At 71.1% G+C, this 14903-nt stretch carries 19 protein-coding genes and 1 pseudogene; 13 read left to right on the plus strand and 7 right to left on the minus strand.

The window, feature by feature from the left end; translation table 11 throughout:
• Position 1 precedes the first annotated feature (1 nt).
• The 9 genes from AC069X_RS01575 to AC069X_RS01615 all read left to right on the plus strand — a co-directional run bounded on the left by AC069X_RS01575 (position 2) and on the right by AC069X_RS01615 (position 7240).
• Positions 2 to 1348 carry a CpaF family protein gene (locus AC069X_RS01575; RefSeq protein ID WP_478723920.1) on the plus strand — a complete coding sequence of 449 codons (1347 nt, stop codon included), beginning with the start codon at positions 2 to 4 and terminating at the stop codon, positions 1346 to 1348.
• Positions 1345 to 2283, plus strand: coding sequence for a type II secretion system F family protein (locus tag AC069X_RS01580; protein WP_478723922.1), 939 nt, complete (start codon positions 1345 to 1347; stop codon positions 2281 to 2283). The genes AC069X_RS01575 and AC069X_RS01580 overlap by 4 nt, the downstream gene beginning before the upstream one ends.
• Before the next feature lie 16 nt (positions 2284 to 2299).
• The gene (locus AC069X_RS01585) at positions 2300 to 3202 is read left to right on the plus strand and encodes a DUF5936 domain-containing protein (protein ID WP_478723924.1); all 903 of its coding nucleotides are present in this window, start codon (positions 2300 to 2302) and stop codon (positions 3200 to 3202) included.
• A 3-nt stretch (positions 3203 to 3205) separates the two neighbouring features.
• A complete protein-coding gene (locus AC069X_RS01590) occupies positions 3206 to 4303 on the plus strand; it encodes a sensor histidine kinase (protein WP_478723926.1) in 1098 nt (365 codons plus the stop codon).
• Positions 4300 to 5022: a response regulator gene (locus AC069X_RS01595; protein WP_478723927.1), complete on the plus strand. Its 723-nt coding sequence runs from the start codon at positions 4300 to 4302 to the stop codon at positions 5020 to 5022. The genes AC069X_RS01590 and AC069X_RS01595 overlap by 4 nt, the downstream gene beginning before the upstream one ends.
• Positions 5023 to 5132: 110 nt before the next feature.
• A complete protein-coding gene (locus tag AC069X_RS01600; RefSeq protein WP_478723929.1) occupies positions 5133 to 5333 on the plus strand; it encodes a hypothetical protein in 201 nt (66 codons plus the stop codon).
• 56 nt (positions 5334 to 5389) lie between these two features.
• Entirely contained in the window at positions 5390 to 5977 is a 588-nt protein-coding gene (locus AC069X_RS01605) for a pilus assembly protein TadG-related protein (RefSeq protein WP_478723931.1), read from the plus strand.
• A 29-nt stretch (positions 5978 to 6006) separates the two neighbouring features.
• Entirely contained in the window at positions 6007 to 6597 is a 591-nt protein-coding gene (locus tag AC069X_RS01610; protein ID WP_478723932.1) for a hypothetical protein, read from the plus strand.
• Positions 6598 to 6601: 4 nt separating this feature from the next.
• Positions 6602 to 7240, plus strand: a complete 639-nt coding sequence (locus AC069X_RS01615; protein ID WP_478723934.1) for an OmpA family protein — start codon at positions 6602 to 6604, stop codon at positions 7238 to 7240.
• A 64-nt stretch (positions 7241 to 7304) separates the two neighbouring features.
• On the opposite strand, the gene AC069X_RS01620 is transcribed toward AC069X_RS01615, so the two are convergent.
• The 5 genes from AC069X_RS01620 to AC069X_RS01640 all read right to left on the minus strand — a co-directional run bounded on the left by AC069X_RS01620 (position 7305) and on the right by AC069X_RS01640 (position 10293).
• Positions 7305 to 8357, minus strand: a complete 1053-nt coding sequence (locus AC069X_RS01620; RefSeq protein ID WP_478723936.1) for a M12 family metallopeptidase — start codon at positions 8355 to 8357, stop codon at positions 7305 to 7307.
• 36 nt (positions 8358 to 8393) lie between these two features.
• A complete protein-coding gene (locus tag AC069X_RS01625; protein WP_478723938.1) occupies positions 8394 to 8735 on the minus strand; it encodes a hypothetical protein in 342 nt (113 codons plus the stop codon).
• Between the two features lie 2 nt (positions 8736 to 8737).
• Positions 8738 to 9004: a hypothetical protein gene (locus AC069X_RS01630; RefSeq protein ID WP_478723939.1), complete on the minus strand. Its 267-nt coding sequence runs from the start codon at positions 9002 to 9004 to the stop codon at positions 8738 to 8740.
• A gap of 234 nt (positions 9005 to 9238) precedes the next feature.
• Entirely contained in the window at positions 9239 to 9436 is a 198-nt protein-coding gene (locus tag AC069X_RS01635) for a hypothetical protein (RefSeq protein ID WP_478723941.1), read from the minus strand.
• A gap of 5 nt (positions 9437 to 9441) precedes the next feature.
• Entirely contained in the window at positions 9442 to 10293 is an 852-nt protein-coding gene (locus tag AC069X_RS01640; protein WP_478723943.1) for a helix-turn-helix domain-containing protein, read from the minus strand.
• A 247-nt stretch (positions 10294 to 10540) separates the two neighbouring features.
• On the opposite strand from AC069X_RS01640, the gene AC069X_RS01645 reads away from it, so the two are divergent.
• Both AC069X_RS01645 and AC069X_RS01650 read left to right on the plus strand, forming a co-directional pair.
• Positions 10541 to 11029, plus strand: a complete 489-nt coding sequence (locus AC069X_RS01645; RefSeq protein WP_478723945.1) for an ATP-binding protein — start codon at positions 10541 to 10543, stop codon at positions 11027 to 11029.
• Between the two features lie 211 nt (positions 11030 to 11240).
• Positions 11241 to 11561: pseudogene (locus AC069X_RS01650) on the plus strand (DUF4291 family protein); the annotation flags it as partial.
• Between the two features lie 181 nt (positions 11562 to 11742).
• Here the strand turns inward: AC069X_RS01650 and AC069X_RS01655 are convergent.
• Complete coding sequence (locus AC069X_RS01655) at positions 11743 to 12858, minus strand: DNA polymerase III subunit beta family protein (protein WP_478723947.1); 1116 nt, start codon at positions 12856 to 12858, stop codon at positions 11743 to 11745.
• A 186-nt stretch (positions 12859 to 13044) separates the two neighbouring features.
• Here AC069X_RS01655 and AC069X_RS01660 point away from each other — a divergent pair, with 186 nt between their 5' ends.
• Together AC069X_RS01660 and AC069X_RS01665 are read left to right on the plus strand one after the other, a co-directional pair.
• Positions 13045 to 13614 (plus strand): hypothetical protein, encoded by a 570-nt coding sequence (locus AC069X_RS01660; protein ID WP_478723948.1) that lies wholly within the window; start codon positions 13045 to 13047, stop codon positions 13612 to 13614.
• 68 nt (positions 13615 to 13682) lie between these two features.
• Positions 13683 to 14243, plus strand: a complete 561-nt coding sequence (locus AC069X_RS01665) for a hypothetical protein (protein WP_478723950.1) — start codon at positions 13683 to 13685, stop codon at positions 14241 to 14243.
• Between the two features lie 23 nt (positions 14244 to 14266).
• Here AC069X_RS01665 and AC069X_RS01670 read toward each other — a convergent pair whose 3' ends face one another.
• Positions 14267 to 14812 (minus strand): TetR/AcrR family transcriptional regulator, encoded by a 546-nt coding sequence (locus tag AC069X_RS01670; protein ID WP_478723952.1) that lies wholly within the window; start codon positions 14810 to 14812, stop codon positions 14267 to 14269.
• Positions 14813 to 14903 lie beyond the last annotated feature (91 nt).

The raw sequence follows: 14903 nt of genomic DNA on the forward strand, positions 1-14903 counted from the left end.
CATGAGCCTGCGTTCCCGGGTCAACACCCCCGACGACCGCCACAGCCCCCGCGAGGACGGCCGGCTCGTCTCCTCCTACCGCGCCAAGCTGCTGGAGGAGATCGACCTCGCCGAGATGTCCGCGCTCGCGCCCGCCGAGCGCCGGGCGCGCCTGGAACGCGTACTCGGGCACATCATCAGCCGCGAGGGCCCCGTCCTCTCCACCGCCGAGCGCGCCCAGCTGATCCGCCGCGTCGTCGACGAGGCCCTCGGCCTCGGCGTGCTCGAACCGCTCCTCGAAGACGCCTCCATCTCCGAGATCATGGTCAACGGCCCCGACCAGATCTTCGTCGAGCGCTCCGGCCGGGTCGAGCAGCTCCCCCTCCGCTTCGCCTCGCACGAACAGCTGATGCAGACCATCGAACGCATCGTCTCCACCGTCAACCGGCGCGTGGACGAGGCCAACCCGATGGTCGACGCGCGCCTGCCCAGCGGGGAGCGCGTCAACGTCATCATCCCGCCGCTCTCCCTCACCGGCGCGACCCTCACCATCCGCCGCTTCCCGCGCGCCTTCACCCTGCACGAGATGATCGCCCTCGGCTCCCTCGACGAGCAGATGCTGATCCTGCTCTCCGGGCTCGTCCAGGCGAAGATGAACCTGATCGTCTCCGGCGCCACCGGCACCGGGAAGACCACCCTCCTCAACGCCCTCTCCGGACTGATCCCGGAGGGCGAACGCGTCATCACCATCGAGGACTCCGCCGAACTCCAGCTCCAGCAGGCCCACGTCATCCGCCTCGAATCCCGCCCGGCGAACGTCGAGGGCAAGGGGCAGATCACCATCCGCGACCTCGTGCGCAACTCCCTGCGCATGCGCCCCGACCGCATCATCGTCGGCGAGGTCCGCGGCGGCGAGACCCTCGACATGCTCCAGGCGATGTCCACCGGCCACGACGGCTCCCTGGCCACCGTCCACGCCAACAGCTCGCAGGACGCCCTGATGCGGCTCCAGACCCTCGCCTCCATGTCGGAGGTCGAGATCCCCTTCGAGGCGCTCCAGGACCAGATCAACAGCGCCGTCAACGTCATCGTCCAGCTCACCCGCTTCGGCGACGGCTCGCGCCGCATCACGGAGATCTCCATCCTCGACTCCCACGGCCGCGAGCCGTTCCGGATCACCACCGTGTGCCGCTACATCGCCCAGCCCATGGGGGCCGACGGACGCGTCCACGGCTACTTCGCCTACGCCCCGCTGCCCCGCCGGATCGCGGAGCGCCTCTACATGAGCAACCAGCCCATCCCCCAGGCCTTCGGGGTCGCCCCGCCGGAGGACTACCTCGACCCGCTGACCTCCCGGACCGTCCTGTGACCAACCTCGTCCTCCTCACCCTAGGCGCCACGCTGCTGGCGGGCCTGTTCGTGTCCCTCGGGGTACACGCGTACTCGGCCGGGCTCGCCCAGCGCGCCGCCCTCATCGACCGGCTCTCCGCGGAGGCCGCGCCCGAGACGGCCGGCCGCAGACGCCGCTTCCAGGGCGTCGACCGGCGCCTGCGCGGGACGAAGCCGGGCCGCCGCATCGAGCTGAAGCTGGCGACCACCGGCCTGGACCTCACCCCGGGCGAGTTCTTCGTCTACATGCTGATGGCCGTCGCCGGGATCTGGCTGCTCTCCGCCTCCCTGCTGGCGCCCTTCTTCGGCCCGGTGGCCGGCCTGATCGGCCTCTGGGCGGGCAACGCCTTCCTCAACTGGCAGCGCGCCCGGCGTACGGAGCGGTTCATCAACCAGCTGCCCGAACTGGCCCGGATCCTCGCCAACGCCACCCAGGCCGGACTCGCCCTGCGCACCGCCATCGGGATCGCGGCGGAGGAACTGGAGGCCCCGGCGGGCGAGGAGCTGTCCCGGGTCGCGGACCGGCTCGCGGTCGGCCACTCCATCGAGGAGGCGCTCGGGGAGATCGTGGAACGGCTCCCGTCCCGCGAGCTGGTCGTCCTCGTCTCCACCCTGGTCCTGTCGGCGCGGGCGGGCGGCGCCATCGTCGGCAGCCTGCGGAACCTGACCGTGACCCTGGAGCAGCGCAAGGAGACGCGCCGGGAGATCCGTACGCAGCTCTCGCAGGTCACGGTGACCGCGTACCTGGTCCCGGCGATCGGGCTGGGCTCGCTGCTGCTGGTCGACCTGATGATGCCGGGCGCGCTGGACCGGATGACCGGGGCCCTGATCGGCCAGACGGCGGTGCTCGTGGCGCTCGGCCTCTTCACGCTCGGCTTCGTCCTCATCCGCCGCCTGTCGAAGATCGACGTCTGAGGGGCGGGCCGCCGACATGAACAGCCACCTTCCCGTCCTCCTCGCCCTCGCCGTGGGCCTGTCCGTCTTCGGGATCCTCTACGGCGTCCGGCTCTACCGCGCCGACGTCAAACTCCCGACCGACCTCGCCCTCGCCCTGGAGGTCGGCGCGACCCGCACGACCGCCGTCGGCTCCCTCGTCGACCGCCTCGGCATCCGCTGGGCGCCGCTGGTGCTGCGCCTGATGGGGCCCAAGCAGGTCGCCCGCAAGCGCCGCCAGATCGACATGGCGGGCAACCCGGCCGGTCTCACCATCGACCGGTACGCCGCCCGGCGCGCGGTGTACGGCTTCCTGGGCGGCCTCGGCGCGCTCGCGATGCTGATGAACGGCAAACTCGTCCCCGCCCTGCTGATGGTGGCCTTCGGGCTGTTCTGGATCGAGGCCGGCCTGTGGTCGGCGATCCGGATACGCCGCGACAACATCGAGCGCACCCTGCCGGACTTCCTGGACGTCCTCGCCGTCGTCGTCAGCGCCGGGCTCGGCTTCCGCCAGGCCCTCGAACGCGTCGCGGGCAAGTACGAGGGCCCCTGGGCGGACGAGGTCCGCATCACGCTCCAGCAGATGGACATGGGCGTCAGCCGCCGCCAGGCCTTCGACGAGCTGCGCCGCCGCAACGACTCCGAGCAGGTCGCCCAGTTCGTCACCGCCCTCCAGCAGGGCGAGGAACTGGGCTCTCCGATCGTCGACACCCTGATCGCGATCGCCGAGGACATGCGCCGCACGGACGCCCAGAACGCCCGCCGGCGCGCCGCGCGGGCCGTCCCGAAGGCCACCTTCGCGGTGACCATGTTCATGCTGCCGGGCACGCTGATCCTGCTGGTCTGCGGCTTCGTCTACGGCGCGAACGTGGACTTCGGCGCGCTGCTGGGAGGCGGCTGAGCCATGACCCCGTCCGTGCGCCTGGAAGCCAACGCCCTCCAGTCCCTGTGCCGCCAGGTCTTCGCGGTACGGCTGGTCATGATCCCGCTCGGCGCCCCCCTGGCCCTGGGGGGCACGGCGTCCGGGGTCCCGACGTACCTGGTGGCGGGCGCGGTGGTGGGGACCTTCACCCTCTCCTACGCCCTCTTCCGCGACTGGGAGCGCTTCGGACCGCTGCTGCTGCGCCACCGGTGGCTGCTGGCGGTGGACATGGCCGTCGGCGCGCTGCTGCTGGTCACCGCCACCCCCTCGTCCCCGCTGGGCCTGGTGGCCCTCGGCACCCCGCTCCTCGCCGGCCTGGTCTACGGCTGGCGGGGCTCGGCGGTGTTCGCGGCGGCGCAGACCGTGGTGGTGGCGGCCCTGGGCGGCGGCCTCGTCCTCTCCCTCCTCTGCGTCCTGGCCGGCGCGGCGGGCTCCTCGGTCCGCGACTTCCTCTTCCGCCTGTCCGAGACCCGGGCACGGCTGGCGGCCGCCGAGGCGGTCCGGGAGGAGCGGGAGCGGCTGGCGCGGGAGATGCACGACTCGGTGTCCAAGACCCTGCACGGCCTCGCGCTGACGGCCGACGCCCTGTCCCGCGCGACGGACCCGGAGCTCGTCCGCGCCCAGGCCGACCTGGTGGCCTCGGCGGCCCGCCGCGCGGTGACGGAGTCCCGGGCGCTGCTCACCGACCTGCGGGGCGAACCGGTCCCCCTCCTGCCGGCGCTGCGCGCGCTGGACGCGCGGGTGCGGGTGTCGGGCACGGCCCCGATCCCGGTCCTGCCGCAGCCGGTGGCCCGGCACGTCCTGTGCATCGCCTCGGAGGCCGTGGAGAACGCACGCCGCCACGCGGAGGCGAGCGAGACCCTGCTCACCGTCTCGGTGACCGGCACGCACCTCACCGTCTCGGTGGAGGACGACGGCCGGGGCCTGCCCCCGCAGCCCCCGTCGGGCGGCCACTTCGGCGTCCTCGGCATGCGGGAACGCGCGGCGGCGATCGGAGCCGCCCTGTCCCTGGGCCCCCGCCCGGCCGGCCACCCGGGCACCCGTGTCCGTCTCTCGCTCCCGCTGGAGGGGATCCGATGACCCCGACCCCGACCCCGACCCCGACCCCCAACCCGAACCCGATCGACATCCTGATCGCCGACGACAACCCGGTCGTGCGGGCGGGCCTGAGCGCGCTGCTGGCCACGGCCGGGGACCTCCGGGTGGTGGCCCAGGCCCGCGACGGCCGCGAGGCCCTGCACCTGACCCGGCTGCACGCCCCGGACGTGATCCTGCTGGACGTCCGGATGCCGGGCGTGGACGGCATCTCGGCGCTGCCGCACCTGGTGTGCCTGGCCCCGGTCCTGATGCTGACGTACAGCCAGGAGACGGAGGTCGTCCGCGAGGCCCTCCTGCTGGGCGCGGGCGGCTACCTGATCCACGGCGAGTTCACGGCGGACGAACTCTTCCGCGCGGTCCGAGACGTCCGAAACGGCCGAGCCCACTTCACCCCGACGGCGGCCACCGCCGTCCTCGCGGAACTCCGGTCCTCTTCGCAAACGCAACCTTCTGTGGCACAGTCGACGGAGCGCATCCACAACTCCGTTGTGTTCGGCCTGAGTTCGCGGGAGGTGGAGATCATGGACCTGATCGCGTCCGGCATGAACAACCAGCAGATCGCCGGCGCCTGCTTCATCAGCGAGAAGACGGTCAAGAACCACATCAACCGCATCTTCGCGAAGCTCCAGAGCACGAGCCGAAGCGAAGCGATAGCCCGCTGGCTGGGAACCGCCCGCCCGGGGGTGGCCGGTCATGGGTAGACGCCGTGCGCAATGGGACCGTATTTGGGCCCCGGGGCCCTTGGTTATCCCTCGTCACTCCCCGTACCGTCCGCGAATCGACAGCGGAACCGGACCGGGAGGGACCCCCTATGTCGAACAACGTGCTGGCGAGGATGCGGAAGCGGTACGCGGGCAAGGGTGCGAGGGATCGAGGACAGACGGCGTTCGAGTACCTGGGGATCATCCTGGTGGTCGTGGTGATCATCGGGGCGATCATCGGTACGGGTATCGGGCAGGCCATCACCACCAAGATCACGGGAGCGGTTGCGAGTATCACCGCTGGCAAGTGATTCAGAGGGGGCTACGAGGAGATCGCGGACAGGCGTTCCCCATCTACATCGTTGTGGTGGCCGGTCTGCTCTTTGCGGCATTGGCATTCTTCGTCATCGGTCAGGCAAGCGTTACACGCAGCAACGCACAGGGCGCCGCTGATGCGGCTGCCCTTGCGGCTGCCGGTGAAGTCAGGGACAACGCCTTCTTGGGGCTCGACCTGCTCGCTCTCCGGCCTGCCGACTGGGAAAAGCTCGCTGCCGGCGATCTCCTGACCGGCCGAGGAGCGTGTGCAAAGGCTGACGAGTTTGCCGCATTGAACGGGTCGACTGCGGAATGCCAAGCAGCCATTCCCACAGTCACGGTCAGCGTGACAACGCAGCGGACGGTCGGTGAATCCGTTCTCCCTGGAACCGAGGGGATGCACGGCCAGGCCACCGCCAAAGCCCGTATCAAGGCCCGGTGCTCTCTCCAGTCGGCCCCAACGCCCAGCCCGCCCAGCCCGGCTCCCAGTGCCTCTCCGAGTCCTAGCCCGAGTTCGTCGTCTGGAACCGGAGACGTCGCCTTCGTCTGCGACGGGAAGTCACTCACCTTGGATCTGCGGAATCCAGGCCCACTGACCAAGCTGGCGAGGGCTCTCTTCACGGTACGACTGGTCGACTGACAAGAACACGAGAAAAGGAAGCTGCATAGATGAGCACTCGGCGCTCGGCGAAGATTCGCGGGGGAGCGGCTGCTGCGACTGCCGTCGTTCTGGCGCTCACGCTGGCGGGCTGTGGCGAGGGAGGCGATGACAAGCCCAAGTCTGCCGAGAGTCCTTCGTCGGCGGCGAACCAGGGTGATGTCCCGAAATCGCAGGCTCCGAGCAGCGGCTCCAAGCCCACGCCAACGGTGGTGCTCGCCACTGTTGACGGTGAGGCCGGTATGACACTGATCATCAGCAGAGCAGCTCGCGACGCTGGTGGATTCCTCACGATTGAAGGTCAGCTGAAGAACACGGGCACCGCTCCCTACGTCAACACGGCACCGTGGCGCGGTAACGAACTCAACTCCAGCGGTGTCTCCGTAGCTGGCGTGACCTTGGTCGACAAGGTCGGGAAGAAGCGTTACTACGTACTCCGTGACACCGACGGCAGGTGCCTGTGCACCACAGGGCTCGCCATCATTGAGCCAGGGCAGTCGGTTCCGTTCTTCGCCCAGTTCCCGGCGCCTCCCGCTGCCACCACCGAGGTGGAGATGAGCCTCCCCACCTTCGCCACGGCCACCGTCAAACTCTCCGGGTGACCCCATGACCAAACGCCACCGCGTAGCCGCAGCCACCGCCGTGTCCGGCCTCGTCATTGCCGGCACCCACCTCATCGGCGCGACAAGCGCCCACGCAGACGACGTCAAGCCCTCCGTCCCCCCCGGCACGGAGCCATCGGCGGCGGCCCCCGTGCAGGTCGACCCCAACGCCCCCGGTCTCAAGATCCCCCAGGGCGGCACCCTCGCACCCATCAAGGTGCTCGACATCGCCGAGGTCGTCGAAGACCTCGGTGGTGAGCAGCGGCGTCAGGAGACCAACCAGAACGTCATGATGGCCCTGCAGTCCGAGGTCCTCTTCCCGGAGAACAGCGCCGTCTTCAACGCCCAGGCCGCCTCCCGCATCCAGGCCATCGCGCAGGAGATCAACACCCAGAAGGCCACCCGCATCCGCGTCTTCGGCTTCACCGACGACCAGGGCAGCTACGAGCACGGCAAGGAGCTCTCCAAGCAACGCGCCGACGCCGTCCAGGCCGAGCTGGCCAAGACCGTCACCAGCCCCGGCGTCACCTACGACGTCCGCGGCTACAGCGAGGACTACCCGATCGCCGACAACAGCACCGAAGAGGGCCGCAAGAAGAACCGCCGCGTCGAGATCACCTTCCCCCGCGGCGCCGCCGGCTAGCCGACCGGTCGACCAGCAGTCCGGCCGGCCGGCCCACGGCGACGGCGTCGGCCGGCGTCGACGGTCACCAGTACATGACCGACGCGTCCCCGGCACCCCACGTGGAGTACATCCGGACGCGCAGGACGTACCGGCGGCCCGCGAAGAGCTTGACCTCGAAGCGGCCGTTGCGGTCCTCGCCGCTGTCGTCCTCTCCGGTGACGAAGCGGAGGTCGTCCCCGCCGGACGCCTCGAAGAGGACCATCTTCACGTCGGCGTTGCCGAAGACCCCGAACCGGTAGTTCTGACTGGCGTCCGGGACGACCTCGTAATCGGCCTGTTCTCCCGATCCGAGTCCGAGGACCGCCGACTGGAAGGGCCTCAGGACGTCCATGTGGCGCGACAGTGGCGGATACCACGAGCGCACGTACTCCTTGTCCTGGTCGGACAGCTTGAGCGGGGACGGGATCCCGTTCCGGTATGCCTCCGGCTGCTTGATCAGCCCGGGTGCGAAGCCGTACTCCATGATCGACTCCACGTCCCACTTCGAGCCGCTCACCTGGTGCGTGGAGAGTTTGCGGATGATGTTGTGGAAGGTCGTCTCCGGCGGCCAGAAGTTCGGTGAACCCGCCATGTGGCGATAGACCTCGTCCTCGTTCCATTGGATGCCGGCGAACGGGTTCTGGTGTTCGTGGCAGAAGCCGAGCGCGTGCCCGATCTCGTGCCGGACCGTGGCCTTGCCGTAGGGCGTGGTCGGGTCCCATCCGAAGTTCATCGTGGCTTCTCCGGACCCGATGCCGAGACAGTCCGTGCCGACGTACGACCACGACCCGTCATCGGCGAAGGTGATCCGGATCTCCGATTCCGGAGGGTTGTCCTCGGGGCGGAACCGCAGCCCGATCCCAAGCCCCTCCCACTCCTCGAAACCGTCGTGGACCTCGGTCAGCCATGCCTTCGGCACACCGTCGTTGGCGCCGTCGAGGAAGCTGTACCGCACGTGCGTGCCGTTGACCCACTTCGCGCGGTTGGCGAGTATCGCCCTGGTCCGCGGAAGGCTGAGGTCCGGGGGCAGTGCGGGGATTCTCTGCGGAGGCTGGGCACAGTACCGCCGGTCAGCCTCCTCCTGCTGAGTGGCCATGGTGGTGCTCCTGACTGCGTGATCGTGGCGTGCTGCTCACGTGTCCACGTTCACGCCACCGGGGAAGGCGAACTGATCGTGCTGGCGCATCGTCACCGTCTTCCACGCCGCGGTCGAGCCGATGCCCAGACACGAGTCGAACGGGTAGAGGTACGTGTACACGGGCCCGTAGCGGCCCTCCCACTTGTATCCGTCATCGGATTCGGCGTACCAGTAGAAGAACTGGTAGTTGTTGGGCGCCACGAGGACGCGCTCGTACGGCTTGATGCGCCACCAGCCCATGGTCCGGTAGTTCCCGTACCGCCCGCACATCTGCGGGTCCCAGTACATTCCGACCACCTGGATCGTCGAGGAGTGACTGTTGCGGACGTAAGGCATGATCAGCCTCCTCGCTGCCTGGACGCGTCCACGTGTTCGCGCCACCGTTCCGCGAGAGTGTTCTGCGGCACTTCTTCCGCCGGTACGACGGGAGGCGGCTGCGGAGCCGAGTGATCCGTGTCTCCGGCCGCCGCCCCGTCCGCGCGTTCGTGGACCGTCGAGTCGAGCCCGCTCCTGGCGTCCTCCTCCGGTGCGTCCTGGAGCAGTTCGACGGCCGGCTCGAAACTCTGGAGCGGTGCCGGGAAACCCGTCGGTTGATTGTTGGACATGACGAAACATCCCATCGCCTGTGCTGGTTCCGGCATTCCCGGGTTGCGCCCGGGCCGTGTGTGATTGACCGTTGAAGGGTCAACACTTACCTGGCGTATGAGTTGGTGGAACGTTCGACGAGTGATTACCGTTGAGTTGGCGGATCAGGGTCGAACCGATTCCCCTGGAATTCATGCTGCTCCAGATGCCTTCGTCATGCATCCCCGGGGAACGGCGATTACCGCGCGCCTCCGTCAGCCGTCCAGCAGGTGGTCCGCCTTGCCGGCCTTGATGTCGCGGATCAGCGCGGACAGGGCCTCGCGGCTGTCCGTCAGGGGGCGGTCCTCCTGTCCCGCGACGGCGATGTAGCTGTTGCCGGCCCTGTCCACGCCGATGCGGTAGCAGTTGTTCCCCGTGCCGCAGTACGGCTCTTCCCAGCTGATGTCGGCCATGGCTCTCACAGTTCCTTGTGGACGTGGTGGATGAAGTCCCGGGATGCGGAATCGTCCAATGCGTGGGCGTCCATCCACTCCAGGTGGCTGCGGTACTGGGACAGTTGGTCCTCGGCGTGCATGAAGTCGGGCCCGTGCGCGGAGTCGAGTTGGGCGGTGTCGAGCTGCGGGACCACGCCTTCGGCGTACAGCAGGGCGTGTCCGGCGCCGGGGAAGACGCCCTGGGAGATGGGCAGTACCCGGATGGTGATGCGGTCGGCCGTGCTCCGTTCGGCGAGGTACTCCAGTTGCGCGCGGGCCGCCCGCCGCCCGCCGAACTGCATGCGCAGGGCGGTCTCGTGTACGAAGCCGGTGTAGTGCACCGGTTCGGGGCGGTCGAGTACGCACCGCCGCTCCTGGCGGTGGGCGACCCGGAGTTCGACGTCCAGGCGCGGCAGTGCCGGAAGGACCGCGCCGAAGACGGCGCGGGCGTAGTCCTCGGTCTGGAGGAGTCCCGGGACGTGCACGGTCTGGACCGTGTGCAACCGCGTGGCGTGCCATTCGAGTTCGGCGATGTCGAGCATGCCGGCCGACAGCCTGCCCCGGTACTGGGCCCACCAGCCGCGCGTCCTCGTCTGCGCCATCGCGGCCAGGCCGTCGAGGTAGGCCGTGTCCGTACAGCCGTAGTGGGTGGCGAGGGTGCGCAGGCGTTCGATGCTCACGGCCCGGACGCCCGACTCGAAGTTCGGGATCTTGCCCCGGTCGACGCCGATCAGCCCGGCCGCGAACTCGGCGCTGGCGCCCGCGCGCAGGCGCATCTTGCGCAGCTCGGCTCCGAGCCTTGCTTGTCGGTACGTCGGCGACGTCCTGGGTGGCATGACCGCAGTCTGCATGGAAGCGCCCGCCCGGTCCACTGGGGGTGCAGGCATCACCAGGCGTGTGGCGCAGGCATCACCGACTGCCCTACAGTGAGTAGCGCACCGCTCACACAGGGGAGTTGAAGTGCATCGCCGCAGCATGCCTCGGCCTCGGCGACGAGCCACCCTCCCCGCCCCGAGAGCCCACCGTGCGCGTCGAGCTTCCGATGCCAATCCGCCGTCACCGCAGACGACTTGGGAGCCGAAGATGCTCAGCCCGTTCACCGAGAACCTCTACACCGCCCCCACTTCCTGCCCGATCGCCCCCGAGGGCGACCCCGTGAGACCGCCCGGGCTGTCGTGCAGCATGACCCTGCCCGCCTCCGCGCGGTCCGCCGGGATCGCCCGGCAGGTCGTGCGGGCCGCGCTGCACGCCTACGCGCTCGACCCCCTCGAACCCACCGCCGTCCAAGCGGCCTCCGAACTCATCGGCTCGGCCTGGCGGATGGACCCGTACGGGGAGCTGTACCTCTCCCTCCGCCACCGCGACGACGCCCTCCGGCTCATCGTCTACGACGGCCACTCCGCGCACGCCCACCCCCGCCTGGCCGCCCTCTGCGAGGCCCGCCGCCGGGCCACCCTGCGGGTCTTCGCCGCGCTGGTGCGCGACCAGGGCGGGGACTGGGGCGTCGGGCCCTCCCGCGAGCCCGGCGGCGGGACCCGGACCTGGGCCACCCTCCCCTGGTTGGTCTCCTAGGCGGCGCCTCCAATGCCGAGCGGGAGTGGTGAGCTTCGGCAACGGCGGTCCGTCCGGATCGGGACGGAACTCCACCGCGCCCTGTCCGCTCGGGTAGAGCTGGATGGCGCCGACCATGCCGAGGCCATGGTCTTCGACCGACAGATAGACGAAGTCGCTGCCCGCTTGGTCGCCGAAGAACTCCCGGCTGCCGTGGCAGTCGGCGGGATCGGAGGCCCTGTCCCGGGCCGTGCTCACCGCCGCGGACCCGGACGCCGTCGCCCGGGCGGACGTACACGTCCAGTGGGACCCCGAGCGTTCGCCGCGCGGGGCGGCGCTGAACCACTACAGCATCCAGGTCGGCATCGGGCGGGGCCTGATCCGCACGTTCGCGGACGAGTGGATCACCGGCATCACCGATCTCACCCCGCAGGTCCGCAAGGCGGCCGGCCTGGTCCGGGCCGGGCGCGACGCGCAGGCCCGGCGGCTCCTGCCGCCGGAGCGGCCCTACCCGTTGCCCCCGGTGCTGGAGGCGCGGCTCGGCCGACCCTGATGCCGAGCGCGCAGTCCGTCGGCGTGGCGGGGCCGGCGCCGCGCGCGGGCGGCGGAATTCCGGGCCGGTCCCGCGGACCCGCCGCCCGCGCCGTGAAGCCCTGACGGTGCCGGGCGCCGCCCTCCGCGAGGCGCGCGTCCGGAAGGGCCGGGAGGCCGCCTGCGTCTCCCGGGCACGCGGGTCAGTCCTCCACGCGCACCGGCATCAGCAGCGAGCAGGTCTCCTCGTCGTCGATCCGGCGGACGGTCAGCGGCGTGGCCGGGGTGCCGGCCTCCAGGACCAGGCGGTCGCGGGCCCCGGCGGCCAGGGCGTCCAGCAGGAAGGCGCGGTTGACCGCGATCCGGCCCCCGGCCGCGTCCCCGTCCCCCGGTGTGCCGGGCTCGCAGACCCGCGCCGCGCCCCCGTCCGTCACTTCCAGCGCGACGACCTCGTACTCCGCGCCGTCCTGCTCCCGCACCTGCCGCCGGACCGGCCCGCCGCGCAGCGCCTCGCGGAACGCGGCCACCTCCACCACGGCCCGGCGCCCCGCCAGCAGCCGTACGAGCCGGCGGTAGTCGGGGAAGCCGGTCCCGGCGCACCGCCCGCCCGCCTGCCGGTCCCCGGCCTCCAGGACCACCCTGTCCCCCTCGACCGCCAGCTCCGCGGGCCCGCCGTCACCGAGCAGCGCCCGCATCGCGTCGACCAGCGGCGACGGGACGACGGCCTGCACCCGGGAACCGTCGTACTCCGCCGAACCGGCGAGGGCGGTCCCGGAGACGGCCAGCCGGTACCGGTCGGTGGCCACCACGCGCAGCACCCCGCCCTCGATGTCGAAGAGGACGCCGCCGAGCATCGGCAGCTCCGGATCGGTGCTCGCGGCGAACCGGACCGCGTCCAGCGCGGCGGCCAGCCCGGGCCCGGACACGGTCAGCCGGACGGCGGCGGTGTGGGTGTGGGCGAAGGTCGGACTCATCGGGGTCTCCCTGGAATCGAGAAGGGCACGGACCATGGAGAACTCGCGGCGCGCACCGGACAGCCCCCGCTCCAGCCGGAGCAGGTGCTCGTCGAGCAGCTTCAGCACCAGCGCGGTGTCCGCGCCGGCCCAGCCGGCGGTCAGCAGCCGGATGTCCGCCAGCGGCATGCCGGCCCGGCGCAGGTGCGCGAGCAGGCGGGCCTCGTCCAACTGCCCGGGGCCGTACCAGCGGTAGGCGCTCACCGGATCCACCCAGTCGGGGACCAGCACCCCGGCCCCGTCGTAGAACCGCAGCGCGCTCACGCTCAGCCCGCTGTCCCGGGCCATCTCGCCGATACTGCGCATCTCGTCCTCCACACCCGGGACTCTGGGCCCTCCACCAGGTCGAGGGTCAACCCTCACGGTATTCCGCTGACTTTTGTCACTTTCCTCCGCCACGAACCAGCCCGAATGTGGAGGGAGTCGATCCAACGGGTGGAACACCGAACGAGGGGGAGCCGCGTGACGGGGACGGGCCGGATGACGGGGACCGTGACCGCCAGACCGACCAAGGCGGGGATCGTACGCGTGTGGGCGAGGTCGCTCCTGGCCGTGGCGCTGTGCCGGCCGAAGGTGCCGGGGGTGCGGCACTCGGCGGGGCTGCGGCAGCTGGTGCTGCCCCTGGTCGCCACCGAGGTCGTGACGGGGTCCCTGCTGTCCTCGATGGTGCCGCCCCCGTTCCGGCCGCTGCACGCGGCGGTGGAGGTGCTGCTGATCCTGACCGGGCTCTCCCTGGTGGCCACCGTGCTGCGGCATCCGCACGAGGTGGACGCGGAACGGCTGGTCCTGCGCACCGGGTTCCTCGGGGACGTGACGCTGCCGCGCCCGGCGGTCCGCTCCGTCGCGCCGGTGGTCCGTACCGTCGACGGGAAGGGGCCGCGGCCCGTGCCCGGCGAGCCGGACGCGGTGGCCCTTTCGGTGAGCGACGAGGTGAACGTTGCCGTGCGCCTGGACCCGCCCGTACGCCTCGACCTGGGCGCGGCCGGGGTGGTGGAGGCGACGACGGTGTACGCCTCGGCGGACTCCGTGCCCGCCCTCTCGGCGGCCCTCCGGGCCTCCTGACCGGCCCTCCGGGCCGTCCGGGCGCGGCCGCCTGACCGGCCGTCCGGACCGGCCCGTAGGCTGGCCGGATGGACACGGGCAGAGAGCAGCGGCAACCGACGGCGGACTGGCCGTTCTTCCTCGCCGTGCTCTGCGCGCTGCTGGCCGCCGTCGTGAGCTGGACCGACGTGATCCTCTTCGTGCCCGGGTGGGTGGTGCCGAACTGGCTGGTCGGCGGGATCGTGCTGCTGGCCGCCGTGACGCTGCGGATCCTGCGGCGGGCCCGGCTCTCCGCTCTGCGGTGGTCGGCGTTCGCCCTGCCCACCGGGGTCGCCGTGGTCGGCGTCGGGCTCGGGGCGCTCGGCGACCTCGGCGCCGAGTACCGGGTGCTGGAACCGGCGGGGCCGGGCGGCTGCCGGGCCGTGGTGCGCGAGAACTCGTTCCTGATGATCGGCGACGGGACGGTGTACGGGGTCCAGGGCGCTGGCTTCACCGCCCCCAGCGGCACCTGGATCACCGACGACGGCGTCCGGCCCGTCGCCGCCGGGTCGTACGAGCTGGACTGGGGCGCCCGCGACGGGGCGCTGACCCTGCACAGCCGCGAGGGCGACCCGGTGATGCCGACCATCCACGGCGTCGACTGCCACTGACGCCGCCCCGGCCGCCGGGCCGCTCAGCCGTTCGGGCGGGCGGGGGGTTCCAGCAGGCGCAGGGCCGCCTCGCGGGCGCGGAGCGCCGGTTCGGGGCCCGGGGTCAGGGCGGCCACCACGGTGGCGCCCTCGGCCAGGATCAGGAGCTGGTCCGCGAGGGCGGGGGAGTCGGTCAGGGTGCCCAGCAGGGCGCGGAGCTCCGCCTTGTGGCGGCGTACGACGTCCAGCACCGCGGCGGGGCCGGTGCCCAGCTCCCCGTAGGCGTTGAGGAAGGCGCAGCCGCGGAAGTCCGGCTCCGAGAACCACCGCGCCAGCCAGTCGAAGACGGCCGGGACCGGTTCCGGGGCCGCCGCCACGGCCTCCCGCAGGCCGCCGATCCAGCGGGCGTCGCGCCGCTCCAGGTAGGCGGCGACCAGGGCCTCCTTCGCCGGGAAGACCCGGTAGAGCCGCTTCAGCGGTACGCCCGACTCGGTGCGGATGCGGTCCATGCCGACGGCCTGGACGCCCTCGGCGTAGAACAGCTTCTCCGCCGCGTCGAGCAGCCGGGTGCGGGCCTCTTCGTCGTCCATGGGGTGAAGGGTAGTGCAGAACCGCTTGCGGCGAGAACGTTCGTTCTCTACTTTGAGAACGAACGTTCTCCGATCCGTGATCCGAGAGGAA

It is taken from the genome of Streptomyces sp. NPDC043896 (assembly GCF_056435605.1).